Genomic DNA, 25,302 nt, shown 5'->3' on the forward strand with positions numbered 1-25,302 from the left:
GATCACGCCGCCATCGAGAGCGGCGAGTAGGGCACCGAGGATCACCTCAAAGCCCACCACCCCGCGGGGCTCTGTCCCGGTGATCTGCAGGTGGCCGAGTCCGGCGTGGACGGCCCGGCGTTGGAGGACCTTGCTGACGCCAGTCGAGGACAGTTTTGTCGGTCGAGCACGGTGCCGCCGAGGTCATCTGCTTTCAGACGAACCCACGGCTCTCAGGTTGGTGATCGTGGCGGCCCAAGCTGCGGGACCGCAGGCCGGTCCACTGCACCAGGGCAGTGACCGGGTCGGCGCTGGGGTTGGCCAGTCCGGCGCTGCGGTGTTCGTAGGCGATCGCCGAGCAGGCCACTTCGAGGGCGCCGTAGCAGATGGCGGCGGCGGCACGTTCGGTGAGGTACACAGCGAGAGCATCCGGGGTCGGTGGGCAGGACCTGGATGCCGCGGGTGTCGCACCAGCGGGTCCACTGGCGGCCACGTGATCCGGTAGATCTTCCGGGAGGACGGCCCGATGTCGGCCTCCAGGGCCGCCGCGACGCGGGCGAGCTCGACGGGGTCAAGCACGAGCGAGCTGGGCGCGCGCAGGGTCAGGGAATCCGGAGGGGTCATCCGCCGGTGGTGCCGGCTACGCGGCCCCTCGACGACCTGGGTCGGAAGTGCTGGGATTTTTGCGAGCTGACGCAGAGGTCCGCAAAGTCCCGCAATCCCGCCGGGGGGGACACCCCGGCGCACTGAGGCAGGCACGCGGGCATCGCGTCATCCCAGCAATCAGAACGTTGGGTCGTTCCGCCGCCTTGAGGCAGCCGATATGCGGTCCTGCAGATGGGTCCGCGTTCACCATCATGTGGGGGTCTCGCCGAGGTCGTGCGCCCAGCCCCGGAAGTACCCGCCTGCGGCGGTCACGTCGCCGGCGGCGAGTGGGATCTCGTCGTCGTCGAAACGGCTGATGGTGCGCATCATCTGCGCGAGCACGGCGGTGTCGAAACCTGCGTCGATAAAGGCCGCCTCCTCCAGGAGCGCGGCTTTCCCGAAGCGTTGCGCGAGCAGGTACACGTCCGCGAAGTCACGGGCCTCGGCCCTGCCGAACAGCGCGAGCACCTTGCGGCCCGCGAGCTCGAGCGGTGCCAGGGTGGGCCCGAGGACCGTCATCGTCGGAGCCGCGACCGGCGGAGAGTCGATCGCCAGATCCACCAAGAGCTCCGCCGCTCTGCCGGTGACAACCATCCGGCAGAACGTGGTCCCGGTCTGGAGGACGGCGACGTCGTATCCTCGGCCGCGCAACGCCTCGACGAGCGCGTCCCGGGCCGGGGTGACCGAGGTGATCGGTGCCGAGGCGAAGAGGTCGATGTCGTCGGTAGGTCGCGCGACCAGATCGGACGCAACCAGCGCAGCGCCGCCGGCGACGAGGTAGCCCTCCGCCTCCTCGAGCGCGAAGAAGGTCGCGGCGACCTCAACATGGAGAGTCGTCAGGTGCTCGGCTCCGGTCACGAGGCCACCTGCTCAACGCCCTGGCCGGTCACGACAGACTCCCACGCCTGCCGGACCGTTGCAGGTAGCACGAGCTCGTCCCACAGGTCGACCAGCAAGACCCCGTCGACGTAGGCAAGCACATCAGCCGGCCCTCCCTCACGCAGGACGAGTTCGTAGACCCGAGCCCGCTGGCGGCGCTTGCGTAGGTCGTAGCACCGGCCTCGGTCGGACCAGTTCAGATGCAGCGGGAGTTCCACCGTCGCGACCGCCTGCTCCACCGGCAGTCGCGGCAGTCGGGTGGGCACCGAGACGGGGCGGCCGCGCTCCCCCGCTACCTCCCGGAACTCAACGGCCGGTACCGCGGCCAGCTCGAACCCTGCCGCGGCGAGGATCCGCTCTGCAGTGTCGAGGCTGGGTGACTTCCGGCCGTTCTCGTACGCCGACAGCGTCGGGCGAGACGTCCCGGAACGGGCCGCGAGCGCAGCCTGCGTCAGACCCGCCGCCCGGCGGGCTGTTTCGAAGAGGGTGTGCGCGGCCATGCCCCGATAGTATCCGATCGAATACCTTCATGCCGTTGTTCAGTTCGCTGGTGCGGCCGGGCCTTCGCGTCCTCAGAGTCCGAGGTCGCGGCTGGTGCTGGTCTCCAGGGCGGGCCGGGGCGGATGTAGTGGTCGAGCAGGGTGGCGATGCGGCGGTGCCGGGTCTGGGACGCGATCCGGTCGACGCTCGCGCCGTTGCGGGCGGCCGTCGTGGCATGGCCGGCGCGGAGCGAATGGCCGCTGATCTGGAGGTGACCGAGGCCGGCGTCGGTGGCGCGACGTCGGACCGCCTTGCTGACGCCGGTGGGTGAGAGTCGCCCGTCGAGCACCGTCCCGACCTTGGTCATCTGCGGGAAGGCGAACCCCGCCCCGGGGCCGGCTGCCGCGGCGTGACGGGATCCGTGGTCGCGTCGAAGCAGACGGGTCCAGTGCGCGAGTGCCGCGACGGGGTCGGTGTCGGGGTGGTGGCCGTGCGCGACCCCGACGATGTCGCCGTGGCCGTCCTGGTCGGTCTTGGAGCGGCGTACGCGCAGCAGCACACCTCCGACTGCTGGCGTGATGTCGTCGAGGTCCAGTGCGGAGAGTTCGCTGGGCCGCAACGCGGATGCGTAGCCGAGCAGGATGATGGCGCGGTCGCGGGCAGCGAGCGGATCGCTGACGTCGAGTCGTGCGACGATGCGGCGGATCTCGGCGGTGGTGAGGGGATGTGCCCGGCGGTGTGGCGCGCATCCGAGGGTGCGCCGCAGTCCGCGCAGCACGCGCCGCAGGGTGGGGTCGGTCGTCGGGTTGGCCAGTCCGGCGCTCCGGTGGTGATAGGCGATCGCGGAGCAGGCGAGCTCGAGGCTGCCGTAGCCGATGCCGGCGGCGGCGCGTTCGGTGACGTAGACGGCGATCGCGTCGGGGTCGGCGGGCTGAGCGACGATCCCACGGGCTGCGCACCAGCGGACCCACTGGTTCCAGGTGAGCTGGTACATCTTCCGAGTCGAGGGGGCGATGTCGGCTTCGAGGGCCGCGGCAACGCGGGCGAGCTCGACCGGGTCGAGCACCAGCGGGGTGGGTGCGGTCGGGCCAGGTACGGGAAGGACGACGGAATCAGGTGCGTTCATCCGGCGGTCGTACCGACGACGCAGCCGGTGGAGGACCTCGGGTCGGAAACGCGTCCTTTTGTGGTGCCGGAGCCTGTTCAAGATGGTTCAACCCTTCGTGAGGGCTCGGAGCTCCAGCACTGGTCAAAACGAGAAAGTCCGCAGGTCAGAGACAGTTTCCTGTCTCAGCCCTGCGGACTTCTACCGGTGGAGGTGAGGGGACTCGAACCCCTGACCCCCTGCATGCCATGCAGGTGCGCTACCAGCTGCGCCACACCCCCGGGGTCATCGCTTCCGCCCGGAGGCCGAAGCAACGTCCGGAATACTAGCCAACGGACCCCGTCGAGGTGAAATCGGGGTGGGTCACAGGTTGTAGGCGGCGATCGCCCAGGTCCCGGTCGAGCGCTGCTCGAGCACCACGCGGGCGCAGTTGCCGAGGGCGCGCAGGTCGTGCGCGAGCTCGGCCGGCCAGCCCAGGAAGGCCACCAGGCCGGAGCGGGTGGCGGCGCCGTGGGAGACCGCGACGCCGGTCTCGCCGGGCGCGAGATCGGCGGCCAGGTCGGCGATCGCGGCGGCGAAGCGGGCGGCCACGTCGCGCGGCGCCTCGGCGCCGGGGATGCCGTCCCACTCGCCGCGCTGGAAGCGGGCGAACGCGGCGGGGTCGCGGGCGTCGAGCTCGGCGTGGGTGAGGCCCTGGTAGTCGCCGAGGCGGAACTCGCGCAGCCGCTCGTCGTACGTCGGCTCGAGGCCGGCCTCCTTCGCCACCGTCTCGGCGGTGAGCCGGGCGCGGGCGAGGTCGCTGGACCGCACGAGGACCGGGTCGAGCGCGGCGACGAGGGGCGCGACGGCCTGCGCCTGCTCGACGCCGACGGCGTCGAGCTCGACGTCGAGCTGGCCCTGGATGCGGCGCTCGGCGTTCCAGGCGGTCCGGCCGTGTCGGAGCAGGACGATGCGGCGGCTCACTCCCCCGCTCACTCCCCGGCCGGCGGAGGGACGGGCCCGCGGACCGCGTCGGGGAGGTCGATGGTCGGGCAGTCGCGCCACAGGCGCTCCAGGGCGTAGTACTCGCGCTCCTCGGTGTGCTGGACGTGGATCACGACGTCGCCGTAGTCGAGCAGCACCCAGCGCCCGTCGCGGTGGCCCTCCCGGCGGATCGGCTTGGCGTCGAGCTCGCGCAGCTTGTCCTCGATCTCCTCGACGATGGCGCGGACCTGGCGGTCGTTGGCACCCGAGGCGAGCAGGAAGGCGTCGGTGATGGCGAGCTGCTCGCTGACGTCGAAGGCCAGCTGGTCGGTCGCCAGCTTCTCCGCCGCGGCGAGGGCGGCGACGTGGACGAGCCGGACGGCGTGGTCGGTGGCGGTCATGGTTCTCCGGTCAGTGGATGGCGGGGTAGAGCCCGTGCTTGGTGATGTACTGGACGACGCCGTCGGGCACGAGGTACCAGACGGGCTGCCCCGCCCGCTGCCGCTCGCGGCAGTCGGTGGAGGAGATCGCCAGCGCGGGGATCTCCACCATGGTCACCCGGTCATGCGGGATTCGCGCAAGCGTCGCGGGGTCCATCTCGGAGCCCGGCCGGGTGCAGCCCACGAAATGGGCGAGCTCGAACAGCTCGTCGGGGTCGCGCCAGCTGAAGATGTCGGTGAGCGCGTCGGCGCCGGTGATGAAGTAGAGGTCGGCGTCCGGGCGCTCGGCGCGCAGGTCGCGCAGGGTGTCCCCGGTGTACGTCGGCCCGCCCCGGTCGATGTCGACGCGGCTCACGGTGAACCGGGGGTTCGCGGCGGTCGCGATGACCGTCATCAGGTAGCGGTGCTCGGCCGGCGAGACCTGCCGGTCCGCCTTCTGCCAGGGCTGGCCGGTGGGCACGAAGACGACCTCGTCGAGGTCGAACCAGCCTTGGACCTCCGACGCCGCGACGAGGTGGCCGTGGTGGATAGGGTCGAACGTGCCGCCCATCACCCCGATCCGGGTACGGCGTGGCGCGCCCGTCACCGGCCCACGACCGTCTGCTCCGGGCTCAGCTGTGTTCGCGGCCGCCGCCGAACCACACCAGGCCGAGCAGCAGCAGGAGGAGGAAGGCCAGCACCGCGCCACCGACGAGCCACGGGTTCACGGCGGCCGACTCGCTCTCCTCCGCGGCGCGGACGAGGGCGAGGGCGGGCTGGCTGATCTGGCTGAGCATGGCGGCATCGTATCCAACCCCGAGCGGCGCCCGCGCACTCCCTAGTGGATCGCGAAGTCGACGCCCAGGAAGAGCAGGGTGAACCGGATCGTGCGACCCACGAACACGGTGGGCACGAACGCCCACATCGGCATCTTGAGGATGCCGCCGATGGCCGCCATGGCCAGCAGCGGGGGGATGCCGACGGAGGCGGCGAGGAACATGATGGCCGCGGCGTACCAGGGACGGCCCTGCATGCGGCCCATCCACTTGTCGTAGCTGGCCCTGATCTTGGGCCCGGAGAGCTTCTTCTGGGCCCACTTCGACTCCGAACCGCGCCGGGCGGCCTCGTAGACGATCACCTTGCCGACGGTGGCACCGGCGCCGGCGGCGATCCCGAGCGAGATCGCGGCCGCGGTACCGCCCTCGGCGGCACCAGCTCCGAGGATGTAGACCTCGATGGGCAGGAAGGGAAGCAGGGCGGACGCGATGCTGAAGGCGAACGTCGTCAGCCACAGGATCATGCCGACGGGACCTCACGCGCCGGAACGGGCATCCCGAGCTGGAGCAGCCAGCGCAGCGAGACGCACTTGAGGACCAGCAGGCCGACGGCGATGACCGTGCCGAGCCAGACCCAGCCGCTGACGAGCAGGATCACGGCGAACGCGCCCGAATTGGCGGCCTTCCCGATGCGCGACCAGTTCCACAGGTAGATCCGCCGGTCGATCACGTGGAAGTAGTTGGGGCTGCGGATCGGCCAGGCGAGGAAGGCGAGCGAGAGGTACATGTCGATGACCATGAACTCGAAGAGGTAGATCGCGATGGGGATCCCGATCCAGGTCATCGGCTCCTCGCTGATCCAGCCGCCCGGCTGCAGCCAGATCAGCCCGACGTAGAGCGCCCCGCAGCTGAGCCGGTCGCACATCATGTCGACGACCGCGCCGATCCGGGTCTCGCAGTCGCGCCACCGGGCCCACTCGCCGTCGATGCTGTCGCCCACCCAGTAGGTGACCAGGCCGATCACGATCCAGGTCAGGCTCGCGTCGTACGCCGCCCACACCGCGATCGCGATCGTGATGACGGTGCGGACGAAGGTGATGATCGTGGCTCCGGTGAAGAGCCGTTCGTCGGACGGATCCGCATAGATCCGATCCGGTGAGCCTGCCATGGGCGCAACCTATCGCGGGACCCTCGCGGATCCGGGTATCGGGAGGTGAACGGGGAGGAACGGGTGCGACGCCGCTAGCGGACGTGGCCGTCGCCGACGACGACGTACTTGGTGGACGTCATCTCCGGCAGGCCCATCGGGCCACGGGCGTGGAGCTTCTGGGTGCTGATGCCGATCTCGGCGCCGAAGCCGAACTCGCCGCCGTCGGTGAACCGGGTCGAGGCGTTGACGAGGACCGCCGCCGAGTCGACCTCGGCGACGAACCGGCGCGACGCGGCCTGGTCCTCGGTGACGATGGCGTCGGAGTGGCCGCTCGACCAGGTGCGGATGTGCTCCAGCGCCGTGTCGAGGTCGGGTACGACGCGGGCGGCGATGTCGAGCGAGAGGTACTCCTGCGCCCAGTCCTCGTCGGTGGCCGCGACGACGCCGTCGTGGGCGCCGAAGGCAGGGTCGCCGTGGATGGTGACGCCGGCGTCCTGCAGCGCGGCGACCACCCGGGGCAGGAAGGCCTCGGCGACGTCGGCGTGCACGAGGAGCGACTCGGCGGCGTTGCAGACGCTGCTGCGGTGGGTCTTGGCGTTGAGCACGATCGCGAGCGCCTTGTCGAGGTCGGCCGCGCGGTCGACGTAGACATGGCAGTTGCCGACACCGGTCTCGATCACCGGGACCGTGGACTCGTTGACGACGGACTGGATCAGTCCCGCTCCCCCGCGCGGGATGAGCACGTCGACCTGGCCGCGGGCGCGCATCAGCGCCTTGACGCTGTCGTGGGTGTCGCCGGGCACGAGCTGGACGACGTCGGCCTCCAGGCCGGACGCGGTGACGGCGTCGCGCAGCACCGCGACGATGGCGGCGTTGCTGGAGCGGGCCGAGGAGCTGCCGCGGAGCAGGACCGCGTTGCCGGACTTCAGGCAGATGCCGGCGGCGTCGGCGGTCACGTTGGGGCGGGCCTCGTAGATCATCCCGACGACGCCGAACGGGACCCGCACCTGGCGCAGCTCGAGGCCGTTGGCCAGCACGCTGCCCCGCACCACCTCGCCGACCGGGTCGGCGAGTCCGGCGACGTCGCGCAGGCCCTGGGCCATGCCCGCAAGCCGCTCGGTCGTCAGCCGGAGCCGGTCGATGATGTTGGGCGGCGTCCCGTCGGCCTCGGCGCGGGCGACGTCCTCGGCGTTGCCGGCGAGGATCTCGTCGGCGCGCGCGAGCAGGGCGTCGGCCATGGCGTGCAGGGTGGCGTCCTTCCGAGCACGGGTGGCCAGGGCCAGCGCGCGGCTGGCGACCCGGGCGCGCTGGGCGACCTCGCGGACCTCGACCTCGGCAGTCATGACATCAAGGATAGGGAGGCCGGGCGTCAGGCGCAGGGGCGGCTCCGGGGCCGGACACCGGGCGCGTGGGTGATCCGGTCGCTGCCGTACATCCGCTGCCACTGCGCGTCGTACGCCGCCACGACGGCCGGGTCCCGGATCTCGAAGGTGACCTCGTCGCTGCTGCGCCCCGGCGGGGACCAGTTCTCGGAGCCGGTCCAGACCACGCGGCCCGCGGCGCCCCGGAAGGTGCCGTCGACCGTGACGTACTTGAGGTGGGAGTAGCAGCGGGAGCCGAACACGATGTCGTCGCCGGCGGTGGACAGCTTCTCGCCCCAGTCCCAGTCGGCGATCCGGACCGGGATCCCGGCGCGCTGCAGGATCCGGACGACCGAGCCGCTGACGACCGAGCCGACCACGGCGATGTCGCAGCCCTCGGCCCGCATCGAGGCGAGCTCTCGGGCCAGGGCCTCGCCGCGTCCGGCGTACCAGGCGTACATGTTGACCCGCACCACCGTGTGCCCCTGGCCGTCGCCGAAGCCGCCGGCCGTCGCGCAGCCGACCCGGCGCAGCCGCTTCAGCTGGGGGTCGCCGGTGCCCTTCCCCCGCAGGAGGACCCGGCGGCGCTCGGCACCGCGCAGGCGCTGGAAGTCGACGCCGACCACCTCGCCGCGGTACTCCAGATGTCGCGGGTTCGCCACCCTGTCGCGCACGAGCTGCTGGAAGACCGTCGTCCAGGCGTCGAAGAGCGCGTCGTCGCCGACCACGGTGAAGGCGTCGTTCCACTGGCCCGCCGCGGCGCCGTAGCCGAGGTTGCTGGAGCTGCTGATCAGCACCGATGGAGCGGCGCCCGTCCGGCTGAACGAGTAGACCTTGAGGTGCAGGTTGCCCGCGGGCGACCCGCTGCGGCACGACGCCGTGCAGATGTGGAGGAAGCTGCCCGCCCTGCGGTCGTGCCCCAGGCGCGACCGGAGATCGCGGATCACCCTGCCGACGATGTTGTCGTTGACGACGATCTGCACGTTCACCCCGCGCCGGTGCGCCCGGAGCAGCAGCCGGGCGGTGTCGCGCCGGTCGATGTTGTAGGTCGCGATCCGGATCGTCGCGCCCGGCGGGGTGTGCCGGATGGCGGCGTGGACCTGCCGGATCACCGTGGTGCGCGCCTTGACCCCGCCCATCGGGTTGTTGAAGACCGGCCCGGCGGTGGGCAGCCAGGGGTCGTCCGCCCCCGCGCTCGGCACCGGGACGAGCACGAGGCTGGCGAGTGCCGCGAGGGCGGCGAGCATCTTCATGCAAAGGATACTAAGTCACTGCGTTTAGTTTGTGACTGGGGGTCCACGCCGCCTGATCGGGCCAACCGCGGCACCTGTAACTATCTGTTCGTGTCACTCCCCCACCGGTAGACGGGTGCGGCAGTGACACGGACAGGTAGTTACAGGTGGCCCGCCACCCGCCGGAAAAACGGCCGCGGGACGCCGTACCGAAGTACGACGTCCCGCGGAGCCGCTGTCAGTCACGAGCGTGTCAGCGACACGCTCGGCCCCAACAACTCAGCCCTTGCGCTTCTCGATCTCCGCCGTCACGGCCGGGAGGACGGTGTGGAGGTCGCCCACGACGCCGAAGTCGACGAGCTCGAAGATCGGCGCCTCCTCGTCCTTGTTGACCGCCACGATGGTCTTCGACGTCTGCATGCCGGCCCGGTGCTGGATGGCGCCGGAGATGCCGTTGGCGACGTAGAGCTGCGGCGAGACGACCTTGCCGGTCTGCCCGACCTGGAAGGTATGCGGCTTCCAGCCGGAGTCGACGGCGGCGCGCGAGGCGCCGACGGCGGCACCGAGGGCGTCGGCGAGGCTCTCGACCGCGGTGAAGTCGCCGCCGGTGCCACGGCCGCCGGAGACCACGATGGCGGCCTCGGTGAGCTCGGGGCGACCGGTCGCCTGGCGCGGCTGCGCGGCGACGATCTGGGCGGTCTTGGCGGCGTCGGAGATCGTCGCGGCGAACTGCTCGACAGCACCGGCGCCGTCACCCTGCTCGGGCGCGGCGGCGTTGGGCTTGACCGCGATGATCGGCGTGCCCTTGACGACCTTGGCGTCGACGGTGAAGTTGCCGGCGAAGACCGACTGCGTGGTGACGATCTCGCCACCGTCGACCTGGACGTCGACGGCGTCGGTGATCAGACCGGAGGAGAGCTTGATCGCGAGGCGACCCGCGATCTCCTTGCCCTCGGCGGAGGCCGGGATCAGGATCGCGGCGGGCGACACCTTCTCGGCGACCTGCTGCAGCACCTCGGCCTTGGGGGCCACGAGGTAGCCCTTGATCTCGGCGTCGTCGACGACGTACACCTTGTCGGCGCCGTAGCCCTTCACGGCCTCCGCGGCGGCAGCGGCCTTGTCGGCACCGCCGATGAAGACCGCCGAGGGAGAGCCGATGCGCTTCGCGATCGCGAGCAGCTCGTAGGTGGGCTTGCGGACCGCGCCGTCGACGTGGTCGACCAGAACGAGAACTTCAGACATGACTATTCGATCCCTTCTGGCTTCTCAGATGAACTTCTTCGAGGCGAGGAACTCGACCAGCGCGGTGGCGCCCGAGCCGTCCTCGTCCTTGACGATCTCGCCGGCGGTGCGCGGCGGGCGGGCCGCGGTCGCCTCGACCTTGGTCCAGGCCGCGTCCAGGCCGACCTCGGCGGCGTCCACGCCGATGTCGGCGAGGCTCAGCGCCTCGAGCGGCTTCTTCTTCGCGGCCATGATGCCCTTGAACGACGGGTAGCGGGCCTCACCGGACTGGTCGGTGACCGACAGCACGAGCGGCAGGGTGCCGCCGATGACCTCGGTCGCGGTGTCGCCGTCGCGCTTGATCCGGACCTGGTCGCCCTGGGTCTCCACGACCGCCGCCAGCGTGACCTGCGGCAGGCCGAGACGCTCGGCGAGCATCGCCGGGACGACGCTCATGCCGCCGTCGGTCGACGCGAGGCCGCCGACGATGAGCTCGGGGACGCCGATCTTCTCGATCGCCTTGGCGAGGACCAGCGACGTGGCGACGGCGTCGGAGCCGGCGATCGCGTCGTCCTGCACGTGGACGGCCTTGTCGGCACCCATCTGCAGCGCCTTGCGCACGGCGGCCTCGGCCTCCGCCGGGCCCACGGTCAGCGCGGTGACCGTGATCTCCTCGTCGGCACGCTTCTCCTTGATCTGGAGAGCCTGCTCGACGGCGTACTCGTCGAGCTCGGACAGGAGACCGTCGACACCGACGCGGTCGACGGTGTTGTCCGCCTCGAACTTCCGGTCGCCCGTCGCGTCGGGGACGTACTTCACAAGGACGACAATGTTGGAGAGAGTCATGGTTGTGGCCGGACCGGCCCCTTCCTGTGCAACGTGAGCCCTACCGCGTTGGCCGGGCAGGGAACAACCTGAGGTCCGTAGAGGACAGCGTCTCGCAGGCTACCGTCCGGTCACCAGGGACGGGTACCTCGTCCACGTGGCGTCGATCACGGCATCGACACCTCGTCAGGGGCGCACGATCCGCTCGAGCACCCGACCGACCACCAGGTAGACCACGGACGCGAGGCCGTAGTTGAACAGGGCGGTCTTGACCACGGCGTTCTTGCCCTCGAACGCCTTGACGGGGTTGTCGAGGTCGAAGAAGCCCAGGTCGAAGACGTCGGCCAGGTCCCGGACCAGCTTGACCAGGTCGTTGTCCTGGTTGGCCTCGAGCGCATAGGTGAACGCCGCGACGGCCAGGACCAGCGCCAGCGCCATGCACACCAGCCACACGATCCGGGCGACGTTGTCGCGCACCCGCGCCACGGTCAGCGACCGGCTCGGCCGCGCCGTCGGCGGCCGGTCGGCGGCCTCCTCAGCCGCCGTGGACCTGTCGTCGCTGGAGCTCACCGCCGCTCACCGCCCTTCGAAGGTGGCCTTGCCCGGCCCGTTCTCGATGAACGACCGCATGCCGGTCCGGCTGTCCTCGGTCGCGAAGATCGCGGCGAAGCTGTGCCGCTCGATCTGCAGTCCGGTCTCCAGGTCCGCCTCCAGCCCGCGGTCGACCGACTCCTTGATCGCACGCAGCGCGTACGGCGCCGCGGTGGCGAACCTCGACGCCCAGGCCACCGCCTCGGCGTACACCTCCGCGGCGGGGACCACACGGTCCACCAACCCGATCGCGAGCGCCTCCTCGGCCTTCACGAAACGACCGGTGTAGAGGAGGTCCTTGGCCCTGCTGGGACCGACCAGGCGCGGCAGCCGCTGGGTGCCGCCGGCGCCCGGGATGATGCCGAGCAGGACCTCGGGCTGGCCGAGCACCGCGTTGTCGGCGGCGAAGCGCACGTCGGCGGCCAGCGCGAGCTCACAGCCCCCGCCGAGGGCGTAGCCGTTGACGGCGGCGACGACCGGCTTCGGGATCCGCGCGATCGCGTTGACGGCGTGCTGCAGCTTCTCCACGCGGTCGACCATGTCCGTGTAGGACATGTCGGCCATCTCCTTGACGTCGTTGCCGGCGGCGAAGACCTTCTCGCCGCCCCATACGACGACGGCGCGCACGTCGCTGCGGTCGGTGGCCTCGGCCGCGGCGAGCGTGAGCTCGTCTTGGACCTGGATGCTGATCGCGTTCATCGCCTTGGCCCGATCGAGCCGGATCGTCCCGACCCCGTCGGCGACCTCCAGGCGTACGAACTCCGCAGTCATCTGCTCCCTCTCGTCATCGGATCCGGCCCGGTGCCCCTGGGCCCCGTCCCGCATTCTGCCGCGTCCGGACCGCGCGGTCACCTGAACCCGCCACGTGAGCGCGCCGTGCGCGTGTCGGGGGCGTGTCCGGGGCCTGTCCGGGGCCCCGTCCGGGGCGCGTCACGGCCGCGTCGCGACCCGTCTCGCGACCTGTGTCGCGGGTGCGCGCGGGTGTCTGTCGACCGGCTTGGGCACAATGGGCCGGGTGACTCCCGGTCTCTGGCGCACCCTCGGAGAGCAGGCCCCCGTGTGGCCGGGACGCAACTGGCCCCTCGGGGCGACCTGGTCGCCGGAGTCGACGAACTTCGCGGTCCACGCGCCGGCCGCCACCGGCGTGTGGCTGTGCCTCCTCGACGACGAGCCGGGTGACGGCGAGCGTCGCCTCCCCCTCACCGAGCAGTCGCTCGGCATCTGGCACGGCGCGGTGCCCGACGTCTCCCCCGGCACCCGCTACGGCTTCCGGGTCGAGGGACCGTGGGAGCCCGACGAGGGGCTGCGCTTCGACCCGGACACGCTGCTGCTCGACCCGTACGGTCGCGCCGTGGCCGGTGGGATGGGCGCGGCCCAGAGCGTCGTCGTCGACCCGTCCTTCGACTGGCACGACGACGCCCCGATGCGGCGGCGGTGGCGCGACACCGTGATCTACGAGCTGCACGTCAAGGGGTTCACCCGGCTGCACGACCGGATCCCCGAGGACCTCCGCGGGACGTACGCCGGGCTCGGGCACCCGGTCGTGACGGAGTACCTCCAGGACCTCGGGGTCACCGCCGTCGAGCTGCTGCCGGTCCAGCAGTTCTTCTCCGAGCCCGCGCTGCTGGAGCGCGGGACGGTGAACTACTGGGGCTACAACCCGATCAGCTACTTCGCCCCCGACGCGGCGTACTCCTCCTCCGGCGACCGGGGCGGTCAGGTCACGGAGTTCAAGGAGATGGTGCGGTCCCTGCACGCCGCCGGGATCGAGGTCATCCTCGACGTGGTCTACAACCACACCGCCGAGGCCGGCCCGGAGGGACCGACGTACTCCTTCCGCGGGCTGGACGACCGCGGCTTCTACCGCCGGGTGCCCTCCCCCGACGGGTACGACGACACCTACTGGGACGTCACCGGCTGCGGCAACACGGTCAACGCCGAGGATCCGCTCGCGCTGCGGCTGATCCTCGACTCGCTGCGCTACTGGGTCACCGAGATGCACGTCGACGGGTTCCGGTTCGACCTGATGTCCGCGCTGACCCGGACCGCCGGCGCCGACGGCATCCGCGTCGACATGGCGTGCAAGCTCCTCATCGCGATCGGCCAGGACCCCGTGCTGCGCCACGTGAAGCTGATCGCGGAGCCGTGGGACGTGTCGATGGACGGCTACCTCGTGGGCGGGATGCCGCCGCCGTGGGTGGAGTGGAACGACCAGTACCGCGACACGATCCGCGACTTCTGGCGGGGGCGCTCCGACGGGCTGCACGCCGTCGCCACCCGGCTCGCCGGCTCCTCGGACCTGTACGCCGACGACGGCCGCTCGGCGTACAACTCGGTCAACTTCGTCACCGCCCACGACGGGTTCACCGTGCGCGACCTGGTGTCCTACGACCACAAGCACAACGAGGCCAACGGCGAGGACAACCGGGACGGGACCGACGACAACCGGTCCTGGAACCACGGCGTCGAGGGAGAGACCGACGACCCCGACATCGTGGCGCTGCGACGGCGGCAGGCCGCGAACCTGATGGCCACACTGTGCCTGTCCAACGGCGTGCCGATGCTCACGGCCGGCGACGAGCGGGGGCGCACCCAGCGGGGCAACAACAACGCCTACTGCCAGGACAACGAGATCTCCTGGGTCGACTGGCGCGCCGACGGCGAGCCCGGCGCGTGGCTCGACGTCTACGCCGTGACCCGGGCCGCGCTGCGCCTGCGGCGCGAGCACCACGCCCTGCGGCAGCGACACTGGTTCGAGGGCCGCCCCGCCATCGTCGGCGGCCCCAAGGACCTCGCCTGGCTGCATCCGTCGGGGCGCGAGATGACCGACGAGGACTGGCATGACGCCGGGCTGCGGACGATCGGGATGTTCGTCTCGGGCAAGCCGCTGCGCGAGCCCGGGCCCCGCGGCGAGCAGCAGATCGACACCTCGTTCCTGATCTGGTTCCACGCCGGCGCCGAGGACGTCGAGGTCCACCTGCCGGAGAACGACTGGGTGCACACGGGCGCGGTCGTCCTCTCGACCGACCCCGGCCTGCCCGACGGCACCGAGGTGGCCGTCGGGGCGCGGGTGACCATCGGCGGCCGCAGCGTGGTCGTCATGCAGGAGCTCGACGTCGCGCGCCCCGGCGGGGACTGAGCACGGATCCGGGCCGAGTCCTCACCGGGCGAGGAGCGTCAGCGCGGCGTCGACGATGGCGGGCGTGTCGATGCCGTGCAGAGCCTGGGCCTCGGCGAGCGCCGACGACTGCCCGAACTCGCGCACCCCGAGGTTGCGGGTCCGGTCGCCGCGGACGCCCGCGAGGAAGGCGAGCGTGTGCGGGTGTCCGTCCAGCACGGTGACCAGCGGTGCCGGGCGGCCCGCCGGCAGCAGCTCGGCGAGGATGCCGTGGTCCGCCCCGTCGAGGAGGGCGCGGAACACCAGGTCGGGGCTGGTCAGGCAGATCACGCCCACCCGCCGGCCGAGACGCTCCAGCGTCCGGGCGGCCTCGATCACCTCCGGCATGATCGCGCCGACGCCGACCAGGGTGACCTCGTCGCCGTCCGTGTGCGTGGGACCGATCCGGTAGCCGCCCGCGAGCGCCTGGCGGCGGCGTCGGGCCAGCAGCGCCGGCTCCTCGGGCAGCGCGGCGAGCTCGGGATCGAGCGGTCGCGTCGACAGCCGGAAGTACGACGACGTCCCGCCGGGGCGTCCGACCTGGCCCATCGCGTGGAGCAGGCACCACTCGAGGTCCTGGGGGAAGGCCGGCTCCCACGCCACACAGCCCGGCTGCTCGAGGCCGATCGACGGGGTGGTGATCGACTGGTGGGCACCACCCTCGGGCGCGAGCGTGACGCCGGACGGCGTACCGACCAGGATCGACTGTCCGCCGGCGTAGATGCCGTAGGACCACGGCTCCAGCGCCCGCGCGACGAACGGGTCGTAGAGGGTGGCGATCGGGATCAGCGGCCGTCCCCACCGGCTCCAGGTCGTGCCCAGCTCGGCCGCGAGGCAGACCAGGTTGACCTCCGCGATGCCCAGCTCGATGTGCTGGCCGGTGTCCGCCTCCGCCCAGCGAAGCAGGCGCTCCGGGTCGTCGGAGAACCAGTCCTGGCGCTCGTGCGCCGCCCAGACCCCGCGCTTGTTGATCCAGCCGCCGAGGTTCGTCGAGGACGCGACGTCGGGGCTGCACGTCACGACCCGCTCGGCCGTCTCCGGCGCGTCCCGGCTGAGGTCGGCGAGGATCCGGCCGAGCGCGGCCTGGGTCGAGATGGGCTTGCGGAACGGGCGGCCCAGCTCGGCGGGCACGGCAGGTGGCTCCGCGACCTCGACCGGGGTACGACGCAGCGCCCTCCCTCGCGCCTCGGCGAGCCGCCCCGCGGCCGAGTCCGGGGGCAGCGCCGCCCATCGGTCGTCGACCGCGACCCCGCACGAGGCCGCGAGGGCGCGCATCTGCTCCGGGTTCAGCAGGGCGGAGTGGTTGGCCGGATGGCCCTCGGTCGGCAGGCCGCGCCCCTTGATCGTGTAGGCGAAGACCACGGTGGGCCGCGCGGCGTCGACCTGGGCGAAGGCGTCGAGGAGCAGTCCGAGGTCGTGACCGCCGAGGTCGCGCACGGCGGCGGCGAGCTCGTCGGGGCCCAGGGCAGCGACGAGCGCGCGCAGCGCGGGCGAGGCGTCCGTGCCGGCGATCCGCTCCCCCAGCTCCGTGGCGGGGACCCGGAGCAGCCGCTGGTACTCCTCGTTGGGCATCGCCTCGAGCCGGGCGCGCAGGTCGCCGCCGCCGGGACGCTCGAACAACGCCGAGATCCGCCGTCCCCACTTCAGGGTCATGGTCTGCCAGCCGGCGGCGGCGAACATGCCCCGCAGCCGCTCGGCCTGGATGTCCGGCACCACGCGGTCCAGGGACTGTCGGTTGAGGTCGACCACCCAGAGCACCTCGCCGAGGTGACCCACGGCCGGGTCGGCGATCGCCTCCCACACCGCCCCCTCGTCGAGCTCGGCGTCGCCGAGCAGGCTGATGAAGCGTTCGGCGGGCGGCGTCGCGGCCGAGCGCGAGCGCAGGTAGCGGTGCGCGAGGGCCGCCCACAGCGGCGCGGTCGCCCCGATCCCGACGGAGCCGGTGGAGAAGTCCACGGGGTCGGGGTCCTTGAGCCGGCTCGGGTAGCTCTGCAGGCCGCCCTTCGCCCGCAGGCGGGTGAGGTACGACGGGTCCAGGTGCCCCAGGAGGTAGTTGATCGCGTGCAGCACCGGCGAGGCGTGCGGCTTGACCGAGACCCGGTCGAGTGCGGTCAGCTCGTGGAACCACAGCGCGACCATGATGTCGACCATCGAGGCGGACGACGCCTGGTGGCCGCCGACCTTGAGGCCGGAGGGATCCGGCCGGTCGTGGTTGGCCGTGTCGACCATCGCCGTGGAGAGCCACAGGACCCGACGGGCGACCTCCCGCAGGGTGGCGAGGTCGTCGGCGTCCGCGGCGGCGCGGTCGGCGAACGGTGCGGTCGTCATCGGCTCACCCGGCGCTCCGGGTCAGGGCCTGGGCGTAGTCGGCGATCAGGTCGGCCGTGTCCTCGCACCCGATGGACAGGCGGATCAGGTTGTCCCGCTTCGGCATCGGATAGACCAGCGTGTGCACGTCGCCGAGGCTCACGGCGATCGCGGAGAGCTCGAGCGCCGCGGCGAACCGGCCCATCGTGTCGGCGTCACCGTGCAGCCGGATCGCCATCATGCCGCCGTACCCGTCGGGCAGGAGCTTGCGGGCCAGCTCGTGGTGCGGATGCGAGGGCAGACCCGGATAGCTGACCATCGCGACCTCGGGCCGGGCCTGCAGGAACTGCGCCACCGCCAGGGCGTTCGCGCTGCTCGCGTTCATCCGCAGGCCGAGGGTCCGCATCCCGCGCAGGATCAGCCACGAGTTGAAGGGGCTGACGGCCGCGCCGAGCGCGTCGAGGTGGAACCGGACCTTGTCGACGAGCTCCTTGCGACCGGCGACCACGCCCGCGACGGCGTCGCCGTGCCCGCCCAGCCACTTCGTGGCCGAGTGCACGACGAGGTCGGCGCCGTGCTCGAGCGGACGCAGCAGCCGCGGCGAGAGGAAGGTGTTGTCGACGACGAGCGTCAGGCCGTGCTCCCGCGAGAGCGCCGCCAGGGCCGGCAGGTCGGCGACGTCCATGTGCGGGTTCGACAGCGACTCGGCGAACACCGCCTTCGTGTTCGGGCGCACGGCGGCCGCGACGGCTGCGAGGTCGGTGACGTCGACATGGGTGACCTCGATGCCGCGCGCGCTCAGCACGTCGTCGAGCAGCACCCGGGTGATGACGAACAGGTCGGCCGAGGCGATGCAGTGGTCGCCGGTCTCGAGCACCGAGAGCAGCGCCGTCGCGCAGGCGGCCATGCCGGAGGCACCGACCGCGGCGTCCTCGGCACCCTCCAGCGCGGCGAGCTTCTGCTCCAGCGCGTAGGTCGTGGGGTTGCCCGTGCGGCTGTAGAAGAAGACGCCCGGCTCCCACTCCAGAGCCCGGTCGACCGCGTCCTCCTTCTCGACGGCGCTGTCGAAGGCGAAGGTCGCGGTCTGGTAGATCGGGGTGTTCAGGGCGTGGGTGGTGGGATCGGTCGTCTCGCCGGCGTGGATGGAGAGCGTGTTCGGGCCGAGGGATGCGGTGGTCATGGACGGACTACTTCCTAGCTGTGTCGGGGGTGCGGAGGCGCCGGGTCAGTGGACCCGGGCGAGGAACTTGGCGGCGCGCTCGGTGGCCGGGTGCGCCAGTACGTCGCGCGGCGGGCCCTGCTCGATGACCTGGCCGTCGGCCATCACGACGAGCGCGTCGCCGACATCGCGGGCGAACCCCATCTCGTGGGTGACCACGACCATCGTCATGCCGCCCTCGGCGAGGCCGCGCATGACCTCGAGGACGTCGCCGACGAGCTCGGGGTCGAGCGCGCTGGTGGGCTCGTCGAAGAGCATCAGCCGCGGCTCCATGGCCAGGGCGCGGGCGATGGCGACCCGCTGCTGCTGCCCGCCGGACAGCTCGGCCGGGTAGGCCTCCGCCTTGTCGCCGAGACCGACCTGCTCCAGCAGCCCGTGGGCGAGATCGACGGCGTCGCGCTTCGTCAGCCCGCGCAGATGACGGGGCGCCTCGATGATGTTCTGGGTGACGGTCATGTGCGCGAACAGGTTGAAGTGCTGGAACACCATGCCGGTGCGGGCACGCTGACGGGCGACCTCGCGCGGTCGCAGCTCGTGCAGCCGGCCGCGGTGCTCGCGGTAGCCGACGAGATCGCCGTCGACGTACAGGCGCCCGCTGTCGATGCGCTCCAGATGGTTGATGCAGCGCAGGAAGGTCGACTTGCCGCTGCCCGACGGGCCGACGATGACCTGCACCTGGCCGGGCGCGACCTCGAGGTCGATCCCGCGCAGCACCTCGTTGCTGCCGTAGCTCTTGCGGATCGCGCGCGCCGAGACGGCCGGCACGGTGACGGACGGGATGCTCATGCCACCGCCCTCCGGAGACGTCGTGGCACGCGGCCGCGCCGGGCGCGCACGGTGGCGATGCCGCTGCGGCCGCGGCCGAGACGCCGCTCCAGCAGTGACTGCAGGAACGAGAACAGCGTCGTCAGCGCGAGGTACCAGATGCTCGCCACGACGAGCAGCTCGAGCGTGCGCAGGTTGACGGAGTAGATCGTCTCGACCGAGCCGAGGAGCTCCTGCACCGCGATGACGCTGGCGAGGGCGGAGTACTTGAGCATGCTCACGAACTCGTTGCCCAGCGGCGGCACGGCGACGGGGATCGCCTGCGGGAGCACGATGCGGCGCATGGTCCGGCGCGGCTCCAGCCCGAGCGCCGATGCGGCCTCGACCTGGCCGCGACCGACCGAGGTGATGCCGGCACGCACGATCTCGGCGATATAGGCACCCGAGTTCAGCGCCAACCCGAGGATCGCGGCGTTGAGCGGGGTGACCACGGTGTTCGACTCGACCGAGAACAGGCTGATGTCGGTGAACGGGATCGTGACGCCCAGGGTCGGGAAGACGATGCCGATGTTGAACCAGAACACCAGCTGGACCAGGACCGGGGTGCCCCGGAAGAGCCAGATGTACCCGCCGGCGGTCCAGCGCAGCACCGGGTTGTCCGACAGCCGGCCGATCGCCGCGATGACGCCGATCACGAGGCCCAGGGCCATCGACACGACCGTGAGCACCAGGGTCAGCCGAACCCCGTCCAGGATCACCGGGTCGAAGAGGTAGTCGGGGATGACCGCGAAGTCGAACTCCTCGTTGCCCGCGACCGTCACCGCCAGCCAGACCAGCAGCAGCACCAGGACGGTGCCGGCCACCATCCGGCCGGGGTGACGCACCGGGACGGCACGGATCGCCTCGCCGTCGCCGGCTCCTCCGCCCGGGCCGCCGGCCACGCCGGTCACGCCGGCCACGCCGGGGGCGGACGCACCGCCGGCGCGTCGGGACCGGCCGCCCGGCGTACCCGGGGCCCCTGTCGGCGTGGTCATGTCACTGGCTGCCGACGGCATTGACCACGCTCTTGTCGATCACGTTGTTCTCCAGGCCGTACTCGCCCATCACCTCGGCGTAGGTGCCGTCGTCGATGAGCGACTGGAGGGCGGCCTGGATCGCGTCGCGCAGCTCGGTCGACGACTTCGGGAAGGCCAGGCCGGCGAAGACCTCGTCGTAGACCCCCTCGAGGATCTCGAAGCCGTCCTGTCCCGCCGAGTTCACGGCGTAGGAGCCGGCCAGCGTGTTGACGAGGTAGGCGTCGGCACGGCCGTTGCGCATCGCGAGCATGGCGTCGGGGTCGTCGGGCAGCTGGAGCATCTCGATCGGCTCCGCGCAGCTGGCGTTCTGTGTCTTCACCAGGGCGATCTGGGTGCTGCCCTTGGTGACCGCGACCGTCTTCCCGCACAGGCTGTCGAGGTCGCTGAGCCCCTCAGGGTTGCCCTTCTCCACCAGGATCGAGGTGCCGTCGCGGAACTGGGTGACGAAGTCGACCATCTCCTCGCGCTCGGCGGTGTCGTTGAGGTCGGTGGCGAAGTCGTACTGCTTGGACTGGATGCCGGGGATGATGGCGGCGAAGTCGATCACGTTCCAGTCGATCGTGACGCCGAGCCGCTTCGCGACCTCCTCCATCAGGTCGTGGTCGAATCCGGTGAGCGTCTTGCCGTCCTTCTCGTAGAAGTCGACCGGCGGATAGATCGAGGTGGCCACCTTGAGCCTGTTCGACTTCTGCACCGCGTCCGGCAGCTTGTCGCGCAGCGCGGCGACCACCGCGGACTGATCGGGTTCGTCCTGCTCGGCCTCGGAGGACCCGCAGGCGGTCGCGAGGGCGAGGAGTGACGCGACGGCGAGGACGGCGGGGAGACGGGTGCGGCTTCGGTTCATTGGGGATCTCCAGGTGGTGTCGGTTGACCTTGTCCAACTGCTGGGTGGGGATGCTCCGAGATCTGGGCCGCGGCGGCCCGCAGGTGGTCGGTGAGCTCGTCGAGCCGGTCGTCGAAGGCGACCGAGAAGCCGGCGAGGCCGAGCGAGGCCAGCGGATGGCCGTGACTGTCGAAGAGCGGGACGGCCAGCGAGGAGACACCCTCGTCGAGGTCGTCCCGTCCGTAGGCGACGCCCGTGCGGCGTACCTCGTCGACGAGGGTGCGCAGCCGGTCGGCGTCCGGGGTGGCCGACGCGTGACGGGTCAGCGGTCCCGCGAGCACCTGCTCGAGGCGCTCGTCCGGGCCGAAGGCCAGCAGCACGTAGCCCGACGGGCAGGCGTGGTAGGGCAGCGTCGAGCCGGCCCGGCCGTAGAGCTCGACGACGTTGAGGCTCGCCACGTGCTCGAGGCAGATGACGTCGGCCGCTCCGGGGACGTTGAGGAAGACGGGCAGGTTGACCGCGGCGGCGAGCTTCTCCATCGCCGGTCGCGCCTCGCGGCGCAGGTCGAAGTCCTCGCTGGCCGCCCGGCCGAGGGCGGCGAGGTCGGGGCCGAGTCGGTACTTCTTGGTCTCCTCGTCCTGGCGGACCATGCCGTCGAGCTGGAGGGTGTAGAGGAGCCGGAAGACCGTCGAGCGCCCGAGCCCCAGCTCGCGGCCGAGATCGGAGGCGCCCATCGGCCGGTCGGCCCGGGCGAGAGCGCGCAGCAGCGAGATCGCCTTCTGGACGCCCTCCACCTCGTAGCGCGGCATCGGGTCAACCCGCCATCCGGATCACGATGTCCTCGCGACCGTGGGCCAGGATGTGGTCGCCGGCCGCGTAGAAGTCGTCGAGCTGCTCGGGGAGCACCTCGGCGAAGAGGTTCCCGCGGATGCCGGTCTCGGTGACGATGCGCAGGTCGCCGTGGCCGTACCAGAGCGCGATCTCCGCCCCGTCGCCCTGGATCCGGTCCTGGTGGACGTGCATCCCGGCGTACAGGTTCTCGGGGAAGTAGTAGTAGACGATCTGGCCGCGCTTGGGCCACACCACGTGGTTCTCCAGCGGGATGTCGACCGGCGGGCAGTACACGTAGAACTCCTGGCCGGAGTAGATCGAGTGGTAGCTCGCGCCGGTGACGGTCTCCCCCAGCATCGTCCGCATCGCCGAGCACGTCTTCGGTGCGGACTCCTCGAGCAGCGCAGCCTGGAAGGTCTTGCCCTGGCCCGTGAACTCGATGTCGATCAGCGTCATGAATCTGGTCCTCGTTTCACTGTGCGAAACACCTGTGCGATAAGCGCACGATGTGATCTGGACCATAGACCTCAGCCGCGCCCAGCGGAAGTCCCTGGGGACAAGTCGTCGGCGCCCGTCACTGAAAAGTCACCGAGCCGAAACACAGGCCGCGGGCCGGTCGAAAAACGCACCGACCCGTCGCGTTTGAACGCGACGGGTCGGTGGCTCTCAGAGGTTCGGATGCGACGGGTCGGTCAGGCCAGGGCGACGACTCCCAGCTCGGCGGGGGCGACGAGGAGCGGGTGGGCGGGCAGCACCCGGACGGTGTAGCCGAACGGGCCCGAGCGGCCGAGCGCGACCTCGCCGTCGAAGCGGTGCCGGCCGCCGTCGTACGACTCCACCAGCGCGAGCGGTACGACGGACGCGGCGACGATGTCGTCCTCGGCGTCGACCCGGCCGTGGACGAGCTGCACCTCGACGTCGTGGGGGGCGACGTCACCGAGCGCGACATAGGAGCGCACCCGGAGCACGGCACCGACCTCGGCGACGTCTCCGATGCCCTCGGCCTCGACGTGCTCGACCCGGACCCCGTCCCAGGCGCCGCGTACGCGGGCCTTCCAGGCGGCGAGGTCGCGGGCCCCGTTCTCGACGGCGGCCAGTGCCCGCGCGTTGGCCGCGGCCGGCGCGTAGAGCTTCTCGACGTAGTCGCGGACCATCCGGGTGGCGAGCACCTTCGGCCCGAGGCTCGCCCAGGTGTGGCGCAGCATCTCGACCCAGCCCGCCGGCACGCCCTCGTGGTCGTGGTCGTAGAACCGCGGCGCGACCTCGTTCTCGATGAGGTCGTAGAGAGCGGCCGCCTCGAGGTCGTCACGCTGGTCGGAGTAGTCGTCGAGTCCGTCGGCGGAGGGGATCGGCCAGCCGAACTCCGGCTCGTACCACTCGTCCCACCAGCCGTCGAGGATCGACAGGTTGAGGCCGCCGTTGAGCGCGGCCTTCATGCCGGAGGTCCCGCACGCCTCGTAGGGGCGCAGCGGGTTGTTGAGCCAGACGTCGCAGCCCGGGTAGAGGGGCTGGGCGAGCGCGATGTCGTAGTTGGGCAGGAAGACGATCCGGTGCCGCACGTCCTCGGCGTCCGCGAACCGCACCAGCTCCTGGATCAGCCGCTTGCCCCCGTCGTCGGCGGGGTGCGCCTTGCCGGCGACGACGAGCTGCACCGGGCGCTCGGGGTGGAGCAGCAGGGCCTTGAGCCGCCCAGGGTCGCGCAGCATCAGCGTCAGTCGCTTGTACGACGGCACCCGGCGGGCGAAGCCGATCGTCAGCACGTCGGGGTCGAGCGCGTCCTCGATCCAGCCGAGCTCGGCCGGGGAGGCGCCGCGCTTCTCCCACGCCTTGCGCAACCGGCGGCGGGCGTCGTCCACCAGCCGCTCGCGCAGCTGCCGCTTGGTGCGCCATACGTCGGGGCCGGGCACCTTGTCGAAGGCCGCCCAGAAGGCGGCGGCGTCGTCGCCGTGGTAGTCGGCGCCCTGGGCCTCCGCGAGCGCGACCACCTCCGGCGCGACCCAGGTCGGCGCGTGCACGCCGTTGGTGATCGAGGTGATCGGCACCTCTGCCTCGTCGAAGGCCGGCCACAGCCCGTTGAACATGCCGCGGCTGACGTGCCCGTGCAGCTGGGAGACGCCGTTGGCCCGCTGAGCCAGGCGGAAGCCCATCACCGCCATGTTGAAGACGCCCGGGTCGCCGCCGTCGTAGTCCTCGGCGCCGAGGGCGAGCACCTGGTCGACGGGGACCCCGGGCGTGGCGCCGTGCTCCCCGAGGTACTGCTCGACCAGCGTGCGCGGGAACCGGTCGATGCCCGCGGGTACCGGCGTGTGGGTGGTGAAGACGGTCGACGCCCGGCCCGCCTCGAGGGCGGCGGCGAAGTCGAGATCGCTCTCGGCCGTGAGCTCGCGGATCCGCTCGACACCGAGGAAGCCGGCGTGGCCCTCGTTGGTGTGGAACACCTCCGGCTCCGGCGCGCCGGTGATCCGGGAGTAGGCGCGCAGCGCGCGGACTCCTCCGACGCCGAGCAGCAGCTCCTGCCGCAGCCGGTGCTCGGTGTTGCCGCCGTAGAGCCGGTCGGTGACGAGACGGTAGGCCTCCGGGTTCTCCTCGACGTCGGTGTCGAGCAGCAGCAGCGGCACCCGGCCGACGCTGGCCACGAAGACCCGGGCCAGGAGGTCGGGGCCGTCGGGCATCCGGATCGCGATCGTCGTCCGGCTGCCGTCGTGCTCGTGGAGGAGCGAGAGCGGCAGCCCGTCGGGGTCGAGGACGGGGTAGCTCTCCTGCTGCCAGCCGTCACGCGAGAGTGCCTGCTTGAAGTAGCCGTGGCGGTAGAGCAGCCCGACGCCGACGATCGGCACGCCCAGGTCGCTGGCGGCCTTGAGGTGGTCGCCCGCGAGGATGCCGAGGCCGCCGGAGTACTGCGGCAGCACGGCGGTGATGCCGTACTCCGGCGAGAAGTAGGCGATCGAGCGGGGCCAGGTGCCGTCGGGGTCGGCGGCCCGGGCCCGCTGGTACCACCGGTCCTGCGTGAGGTACGCCGCCAGGTCGGCGCGCACCTCGGCCACCCGCCGCACGTAGTCCTCGTCGGCCACCAGCTCGGCCCAGCGCTCCGCGCTCACCTCGCCCAGCAGCCGCAGCGGGTCCCGCCCGACCTCCTGCCAGAGCTCGGCGTCCACCGCCTCGAAGAGCGCCTGGGTCGGGGGGTGCCACGACCAGCGCAGGTTGGCCGCGAGCTCGCCCAGGGAGGCGAGCGCGTCGGGTAGGACGGGGCGGACCGTGAACCTCCGGATCGCACGCATGGACCGACGGTAGCCAATCGGACTTGAACGATCCAAGAGCCGGGCCTCCCGGCCCTGCTCGCCGCTGCCCGCCGCGCCCGGTAGACGCAACCCGCGGTTGCGCATAACGCCGAGGTGCCCACGCCGTTGTGCCGGTACAGACGGGCGGGGTGGAGTCATGGGGGCCGCCCTGCCCGTCGTATGGCGGGGCTGGCCCGGCGGCCAGACGCCGTGCGCCACG

At 71.6% G+C, this 25,302-nt stretch carries 25 protein-coding genes and 1 tRNA gene; 1 reads left to right on the plus strand and 25 read right to left on the minus strand.

Annotated elements, in window-relative coordinates; genetic code table 11:
* Positions 1–193: 193 nt before the first annotated feature.
* From ACPZVR_RS08425 to ACPZVR_RS08505, 17 genes are all read right to left on the minus strand, one after another.
* Entirely contained in the window at positions 194–397 is a 204-nt protein-coding gene (locus ACPZVR_RS08425) for a hypothetical protein (protein WP_436699132.1), read from the minus strand.
* A 437-nt stretch (positions 398–834) separates the two neighbouring features.
* Entirely contained in the window at positions 835–1,482 is a 648-nt protein-coding gene (locus ACPZVR_RS08430) for a nucleotidyl transferase AbiEii/AbiGii toxin family protein (protein ID WP_436699133.1), read from the minus strand.
* Positions 1,479–2,003: a helix-turn-helix transcriptional regulator gene (locus tag ACPZVR_RS08435; protein WP_436699134.1), complete on the minus strand. Its 525-nt coding sequence runs from the start codon at positions 2,001–2,003 to the stop codon at positions 1,479–1,481. Before ACPZVR_RS08435 ends, ACPZVR_RS08430 begins: the two co-directional genes overlap by 4 nt.
* Complete coding sequence (locus ACPZVR_RS08440; protein ID WP_436699135.1) at positions 1,955–3,109, minus strand: tyrosine-type recombinase/integrase; 1,155 nt, start codon at positions 3,107–3,109, stop codon at positions 1,955–1,957. Before ACPZVR_RS08440 ends, ACPZVR_RS08435 begins: the two co-directional genes overlap by 49 nt.
* A 187-nt stretch (positions 3,110–3,296) precedes the next feature.
* Positions 3,297–3,369 (minus strand) — tRNA-Ala (locus ACPZVR_RS08445).
* Between the two features lie 82 nt (positions 3,370–3,451).
* A complete protein-coding gene (locus tag ACPZVR_RS08450; protein WP_436699136.1) occupies positions 3,452–4,051 on the minus strand; it encodes a histidine phosphatase family protein in 600 nt (199 codons plus the stop codon).
* 8 nt (positions 4,052–4,059) lie between these two features.
* Entirely contained in the window at positions 4,060–4,452 is a 393-nt protein-coding gene (gene rsfS, locus ACPZVR_RS08455) for a ribosome silencing factor (protein ID WP_436699137.1), read from the minus strand.
* 10 nt (positions 4,453–4,462) lie between these two features.
* Entirely contained in the window at positions 4,463–5,041 is a 579-nt protein-coding gene (gene nadD, locus ACPZVR_RS08460) for a nicotinate-nucleotide adenylyltransferase (RefSeq protein ID WP_436699138.1), read from the minus strand.
* A 61-nt stretch (positions 5,042–5,102) separates the two neighbouring features.
* The gene (locus ACPZVR_RS08465; protein WP_282404075.1) at positions 5,103–5,267 is read right to left on the minus strand and encodes a hypothetical protein; all 165 of its coding nucleotides are present in this window, start codon (positions 5,265–5,267) and stop codon (positions 5,103–5,105) included.
* 41 nt (positions 5,268–5,308) lie between these two features.
* Positions 5,309–5,770 carry a hypothetical protein gene (locus ACPZVR_RS08470; RefSeq protein WP_436699139.1) on the minus strand — a complete coding sequence of 154 codons (462 nt, stop codon included), beginning with the start codon at positions 5,768–5,770 and terminating at the stop codon, positions 5,309–5,311.
* Positions 5,767–6,414, minus strand: a complete 648-nt coding sequence (locus tag ACPZVR_RS08475; protein WP_436699140.1) for a CDP-alcohol phosphatidyltransferase family protein — start codon at positions 6,412–6,414, stop codon at positions 5,767–5,769. Before ACPZVR_RS08475 ends, ACPZVR_RS08470 begins: the two co-directional genes overlap by 4 nt.
* 74 nt (positions 6,415–6,488) lie before the next feature.
* On the minus strand, positions 6,489–7,739 hold the full coding sequence (locus tag ACPZVR_RS08480; RefSeq protein ID WP_436699141.1) for a glutamate-5-semialdehyde dehydrogenase: 1,251 nt from the start codon (positions 7,737–7,739) through the stop codon (positions 6,489–6,491).
* A gap of 26 nt (positions 7,740–7,765) precedes the next feature.
* Entirely contained in the window at positions 7,766–9,010 is a 1,245-nt protein-coding gene (locus ACPZVR_RS08485; protein WP_436699142.1) for a phospholipase D-like domain-containing protein, read from the minus strand.
* 258 nt (positions 9,011–9,268) lie between these two features.
* Positions 9,269–10,231 (minus strand): electron transfer flavoprotein subunit alpha/FixB family protein, encoded by a 963-nt coding sequence (locus tag ACPZVR_RS08490; RefSeq protein WP_436699143.1) that lies wholly within the window; start codon positions 10,229–10,231, stop codon positions 9,269–9,271.
* Positions 10,232–10,255: 24 nt separating this feature from the next.
* On the minus strand, positions 10,256–11,056 hold the full coding sequence (locus tag ACPZVR_RS08495) for an electron transfer flavoprotein subunit beta/FixA family protein (protein WP_436699144.1): 801 nt from the start codon (positions 11,054–11,056) through the stop codon (positions 10,256–10,258).
* 165 nt (positions 11,057–11,221) lie between these two features.
* The gene (locus tag ACPZVR_RS08500; protein ID WP_436699145.1) at positions 11,222–11,605 is read right to left on the minus strand and encodes a hypothetical protein; all 384 of its coding nucleotides are present in this window, start codon (positions 11,603–11,605) and stop codon (positions 11,222–11,224) included.
* A 6-nt stretch (positions 11,606–11,611) separates the two neighbouring features.
* A complete protein-coding gene (locus ACPZVR_RS08505) occupies positions 11,612–12,397 on the minus strand; it encodes an enoyl-CoA hydratase/isomerase family protein (protein WP_436699146.1) in 786 nt (261 codons plus the stop codon).
* Between the two features lie 244 nt (positions 12,398–12,641).
* Here ACPZVR_RS08505 and glgX point away from each other — a divergent pair, with 244 nt between their 5' ends.
* Complete coding sequence (glgX, locus tag ACPZVR_RS08510; RefSeq protein WP_436699147.1) at positions 12,642–14,765, plus strand: glycogen debranching protein GlgX; 2,124 nt, start codon at positions 12,642–12,644, stop codon at positions 14,763–14,765.
* Between the two features lie 21 nt (positions 14,766–14,786).
* Here glgX and ACPZVR_RS08515 read toward each other — a convergent pair whose 3' ends face one another.
* The 8 genes from ACPZVR_RS08515 to glgP form a co-directional block, all read right to left on the minus strand.
* Positions 14,787–17,111, minus strand: a complete 2,325-nt coding sequence (locus tag ACPZVR_RS08515) for a thiamine pyrophosphate-binding protein (protein WP_436699148.1) — start codon at positions 17,109–17,111, stop codon at positions 14,787–14,789.
* 4 nt (positions 17,112–17,115) lie between these two features.
* Positions 17,116–18,270 carry a trans-sulfuration enzyme family protein gene (locus tag ACPZVR_RS08520; RefSeq protein WP_436699149.1) on the minus strand — a complete coding sequence of 385 codons (1,155 nt, stop codon included), beginning with the start codon at positions 18,268–18,270 and terminating at the stop codon, positions 17,116–17,118.
* Between the two features lie 45 nt (positions 18,271–18,315).
* A complete protein-coding gene (locus ACPZVR_RS08525; protein ID WP_436699150.1) occupies positions 18,316–19,095 on the minus strand; it encodes an amino acid ABC transporter ATP-binding protein in 780 nt (259 codons plus the stop codon).
* On the minus strand, positions 19,092–20,108 hold the full coding sequence (locus ACPZVR_RS08530) for an amino acid ABC transporter permease (RefSeq protein WP_436699151.1): 1,017 nt from the start codon (positions 20,106–20,108) through the stop codon (positions 19,092–19,094). The genes ACPZVR_RS08525 and ACPZVR_RS08530 overlap by 4 nt, the downstream gene beginning before the upstream one ends.
* A 1-nt stretch (position 20,109) precedes the next feature.
* On the minus strand, positions 20,110–20,994 hold the full coding sequence (locus ACPZVR_RS08535) for an ABC transporter substrate-binding protein (protein ID WP_436699152.1): 885 nt from the start codon (positions 20,992–20,994) through the stop codon (positions 20,110–20,112).
* Complete coding sequence (locus ACPZVR_RS08540) at positions 20,991–21,782, minus strand: IclR family transcriptional regulator (RefSeq protein ID WP_436699153.1); 792 nt, start codon at positions 21,780–21,782, stop codon at positions 20,991–20,993. The genes ACPZVR_RS08535 and ACPZVR_RS08540 overlap by 4 nt, the downstream gene beginning before the upstream one ends.
* A gap of 4 nt (positions 21,783–21,786) precedes the next feature.
* Positions 21,787–22,260 (minus strand): DUF3830 family protein, encoded by a 474-nt coding sequence (locus tag ACPZVR_RS08545; RefSeq protein WP_436699154.1) that lies wholly within the window; start codon positions 22,258–22,260, stop codon positions 21,787–21,789.
* A gap of 236 nt (positions 22,261–22,496) precedes the next feature.
* Positions 22,497–25,082: an alpha-glucan family phosphorylase gene (gene glgP, locus ACPZVR_RS08550; protein WP_436699155.1), complete on the minus strand. Its 2,586-nt coding sequence runs from the start codon at positions 25,080–25,082 to the stop codon at positions 22,497–22,499.
* Positions 25,083–25,302 lie beyond the last annotated feature (220 nt).

It is taken from the genome of Nocardioides segetis (assembly GCF_051390595.1).
Taxonomy (GTDB): domain Bacteria; phylum Actinomycetota; class Actinomycetes; order Propionibacteriales; family Nocardioidaceae; genus Nocardioides.

Bases quoted from the DNA above. Each gene is read 5' to 3' on its own strand.
- glgP (WP_436699155.1), bottom strand. From the start codon at position 25,082: ATGCGTGCGATCCGGAGGTTCACGGTCCGCCCCGTCCTACCCGACGCG.
- ACPZVR_RS08465 (WP_282404075.1), bottom strand. From the start codon at position 5,267: ATGCTCAGCCAGATCAGCCAGCCCGCCCTCGCCCTCGTCCGCGCCGCG.
- ACPZVR_RS08535 (WP_436699152.1), bottom strand. From the start codon at position 20,994: ATGAACCGAAGCCGCACCCGTCTCCCCGCCGTCCTCGCCGTCGCGTCA.
- ACPZVR_RS08485 (WP_436699142.1), bottom strand. From the start codon at position 9,010: ATGAAGATGCTCGCCGCCCTCGCGGCACTCGCCAGCCTCGTGCTCGTC.
- ACPZVR_RS08440 (WP_436699135.1), bottom strand. From the start codon at position 3,109: ATGAACGCACCTGATTCCGTCGTCCTTCCCGTACCTGGCCCGACCGCA.
- nadD (WP_436699138.1), bottom strand. From the start codon at position 5,041: ATGGGCGGCACGTTCGACCCTATCCACCACGGCCACCTCGTCGCGGCG.
- ACPZVR_RS08435 (WP_436699134.1), bottom strand. From the start codon at position 2,003: ATGGCCGCGCACACCCTCTTCGAAACAGCCCGCCGGGCGGCGGGTCTG.
- ACPZVR_RS08505 (WP_436699146.1), bottom strand. From the start codon at position 12,397: ATGACTGCGGAGTTCGTACGCCTGGAGGTCGCCGACGGGGTCGGGACG.
- ACPZVR_RS08530 (WP_436699151.1), bottom strand. From the start codon at position 20,108: ATGACCACGCCGACAGGGGCCCCGGGTACGCCGGGCGGCCGGTCCCGA.
- rsfS (WP_436699137.1), bottom strand. From the start codon at position 4,452: ATGACCGCCACCGACCACGCCGTCCGGCTCGTCCACGTCGCCGCCCTC.
- ACPZVR_RS08540 (WP_436699153.1), bottom strand. From the start codon at position 21,782: ATGCCGCGCTACGAGGTGGAGGGCGTCCAGAAGGCGATCTCGCTGCTG.
- ACPZVR_RS08515 (WP_436699148.1), bottom strand. From the start codon at position 17,111: ATGACGACCGCACCGTTCGCCGACCGCGCCGCCGCGGACGCCGACGAC.
- ACPZVR_RS08480 (WP_436699141.1), bottom strand. From the start codon at position 7,739: ATGACTGCCGAGGTCGAGGTCCGCGAGGTCGCCCAGCGCGCCCGGGTC.
- ACPZVR_RS08495 (WP_436699144.1), bottom strand. From the start codon at position 11,056: ATGACTCTCTCCAACATTGTCGTCCTTGTGAAGTACGTCCCCGACGCG.
- ACPZVR_RS08545 (WP_436699154.1), bottom strand. From the start codon at position 22,260: ATGACGCTGATCGACATCGAGTTCACGGGCCAGGGCAAGACCTTCCAG.
- ACPZVR_RS08475 (WP_436699140.1), bottom strand. From the start codon at position 6,414: ATGGCAGGCTCACCGGATCGGATCTATGCGGATCCGTCCGACGAACGG.
- ACPZVR_RS08490 (WP_436699143.1), bottom strand. From the start codon at position 10,231: ATGTCTGAAGTTCTCGTTCTGGTCGACCACGTCGACGGCGCGGTCCGC.
- ACPZVR_RS08525 (WP_436699150.1), bottom strand. From the start codon at position 19,095: ATGAGCATCCCGTCCGTCACCGTGCCGGCCGTCTCGGCGCGCGCGATC.
- ACPZVR_RS08520 (WP_436699149.1), bottom strand. From the start codon at position 18,270: ATGACCACCGCATCCCTCGGCCCGAACACGCTCTCCATCCACGCCGGC.
- ACPZVR_RS08470 (WP_436699139.1), bottom strand. From the start codon at position 5,770: ATGATCCTGTGGCTGACGACGTTCGCCTTCAGCATCGCGTCCGCCCTG.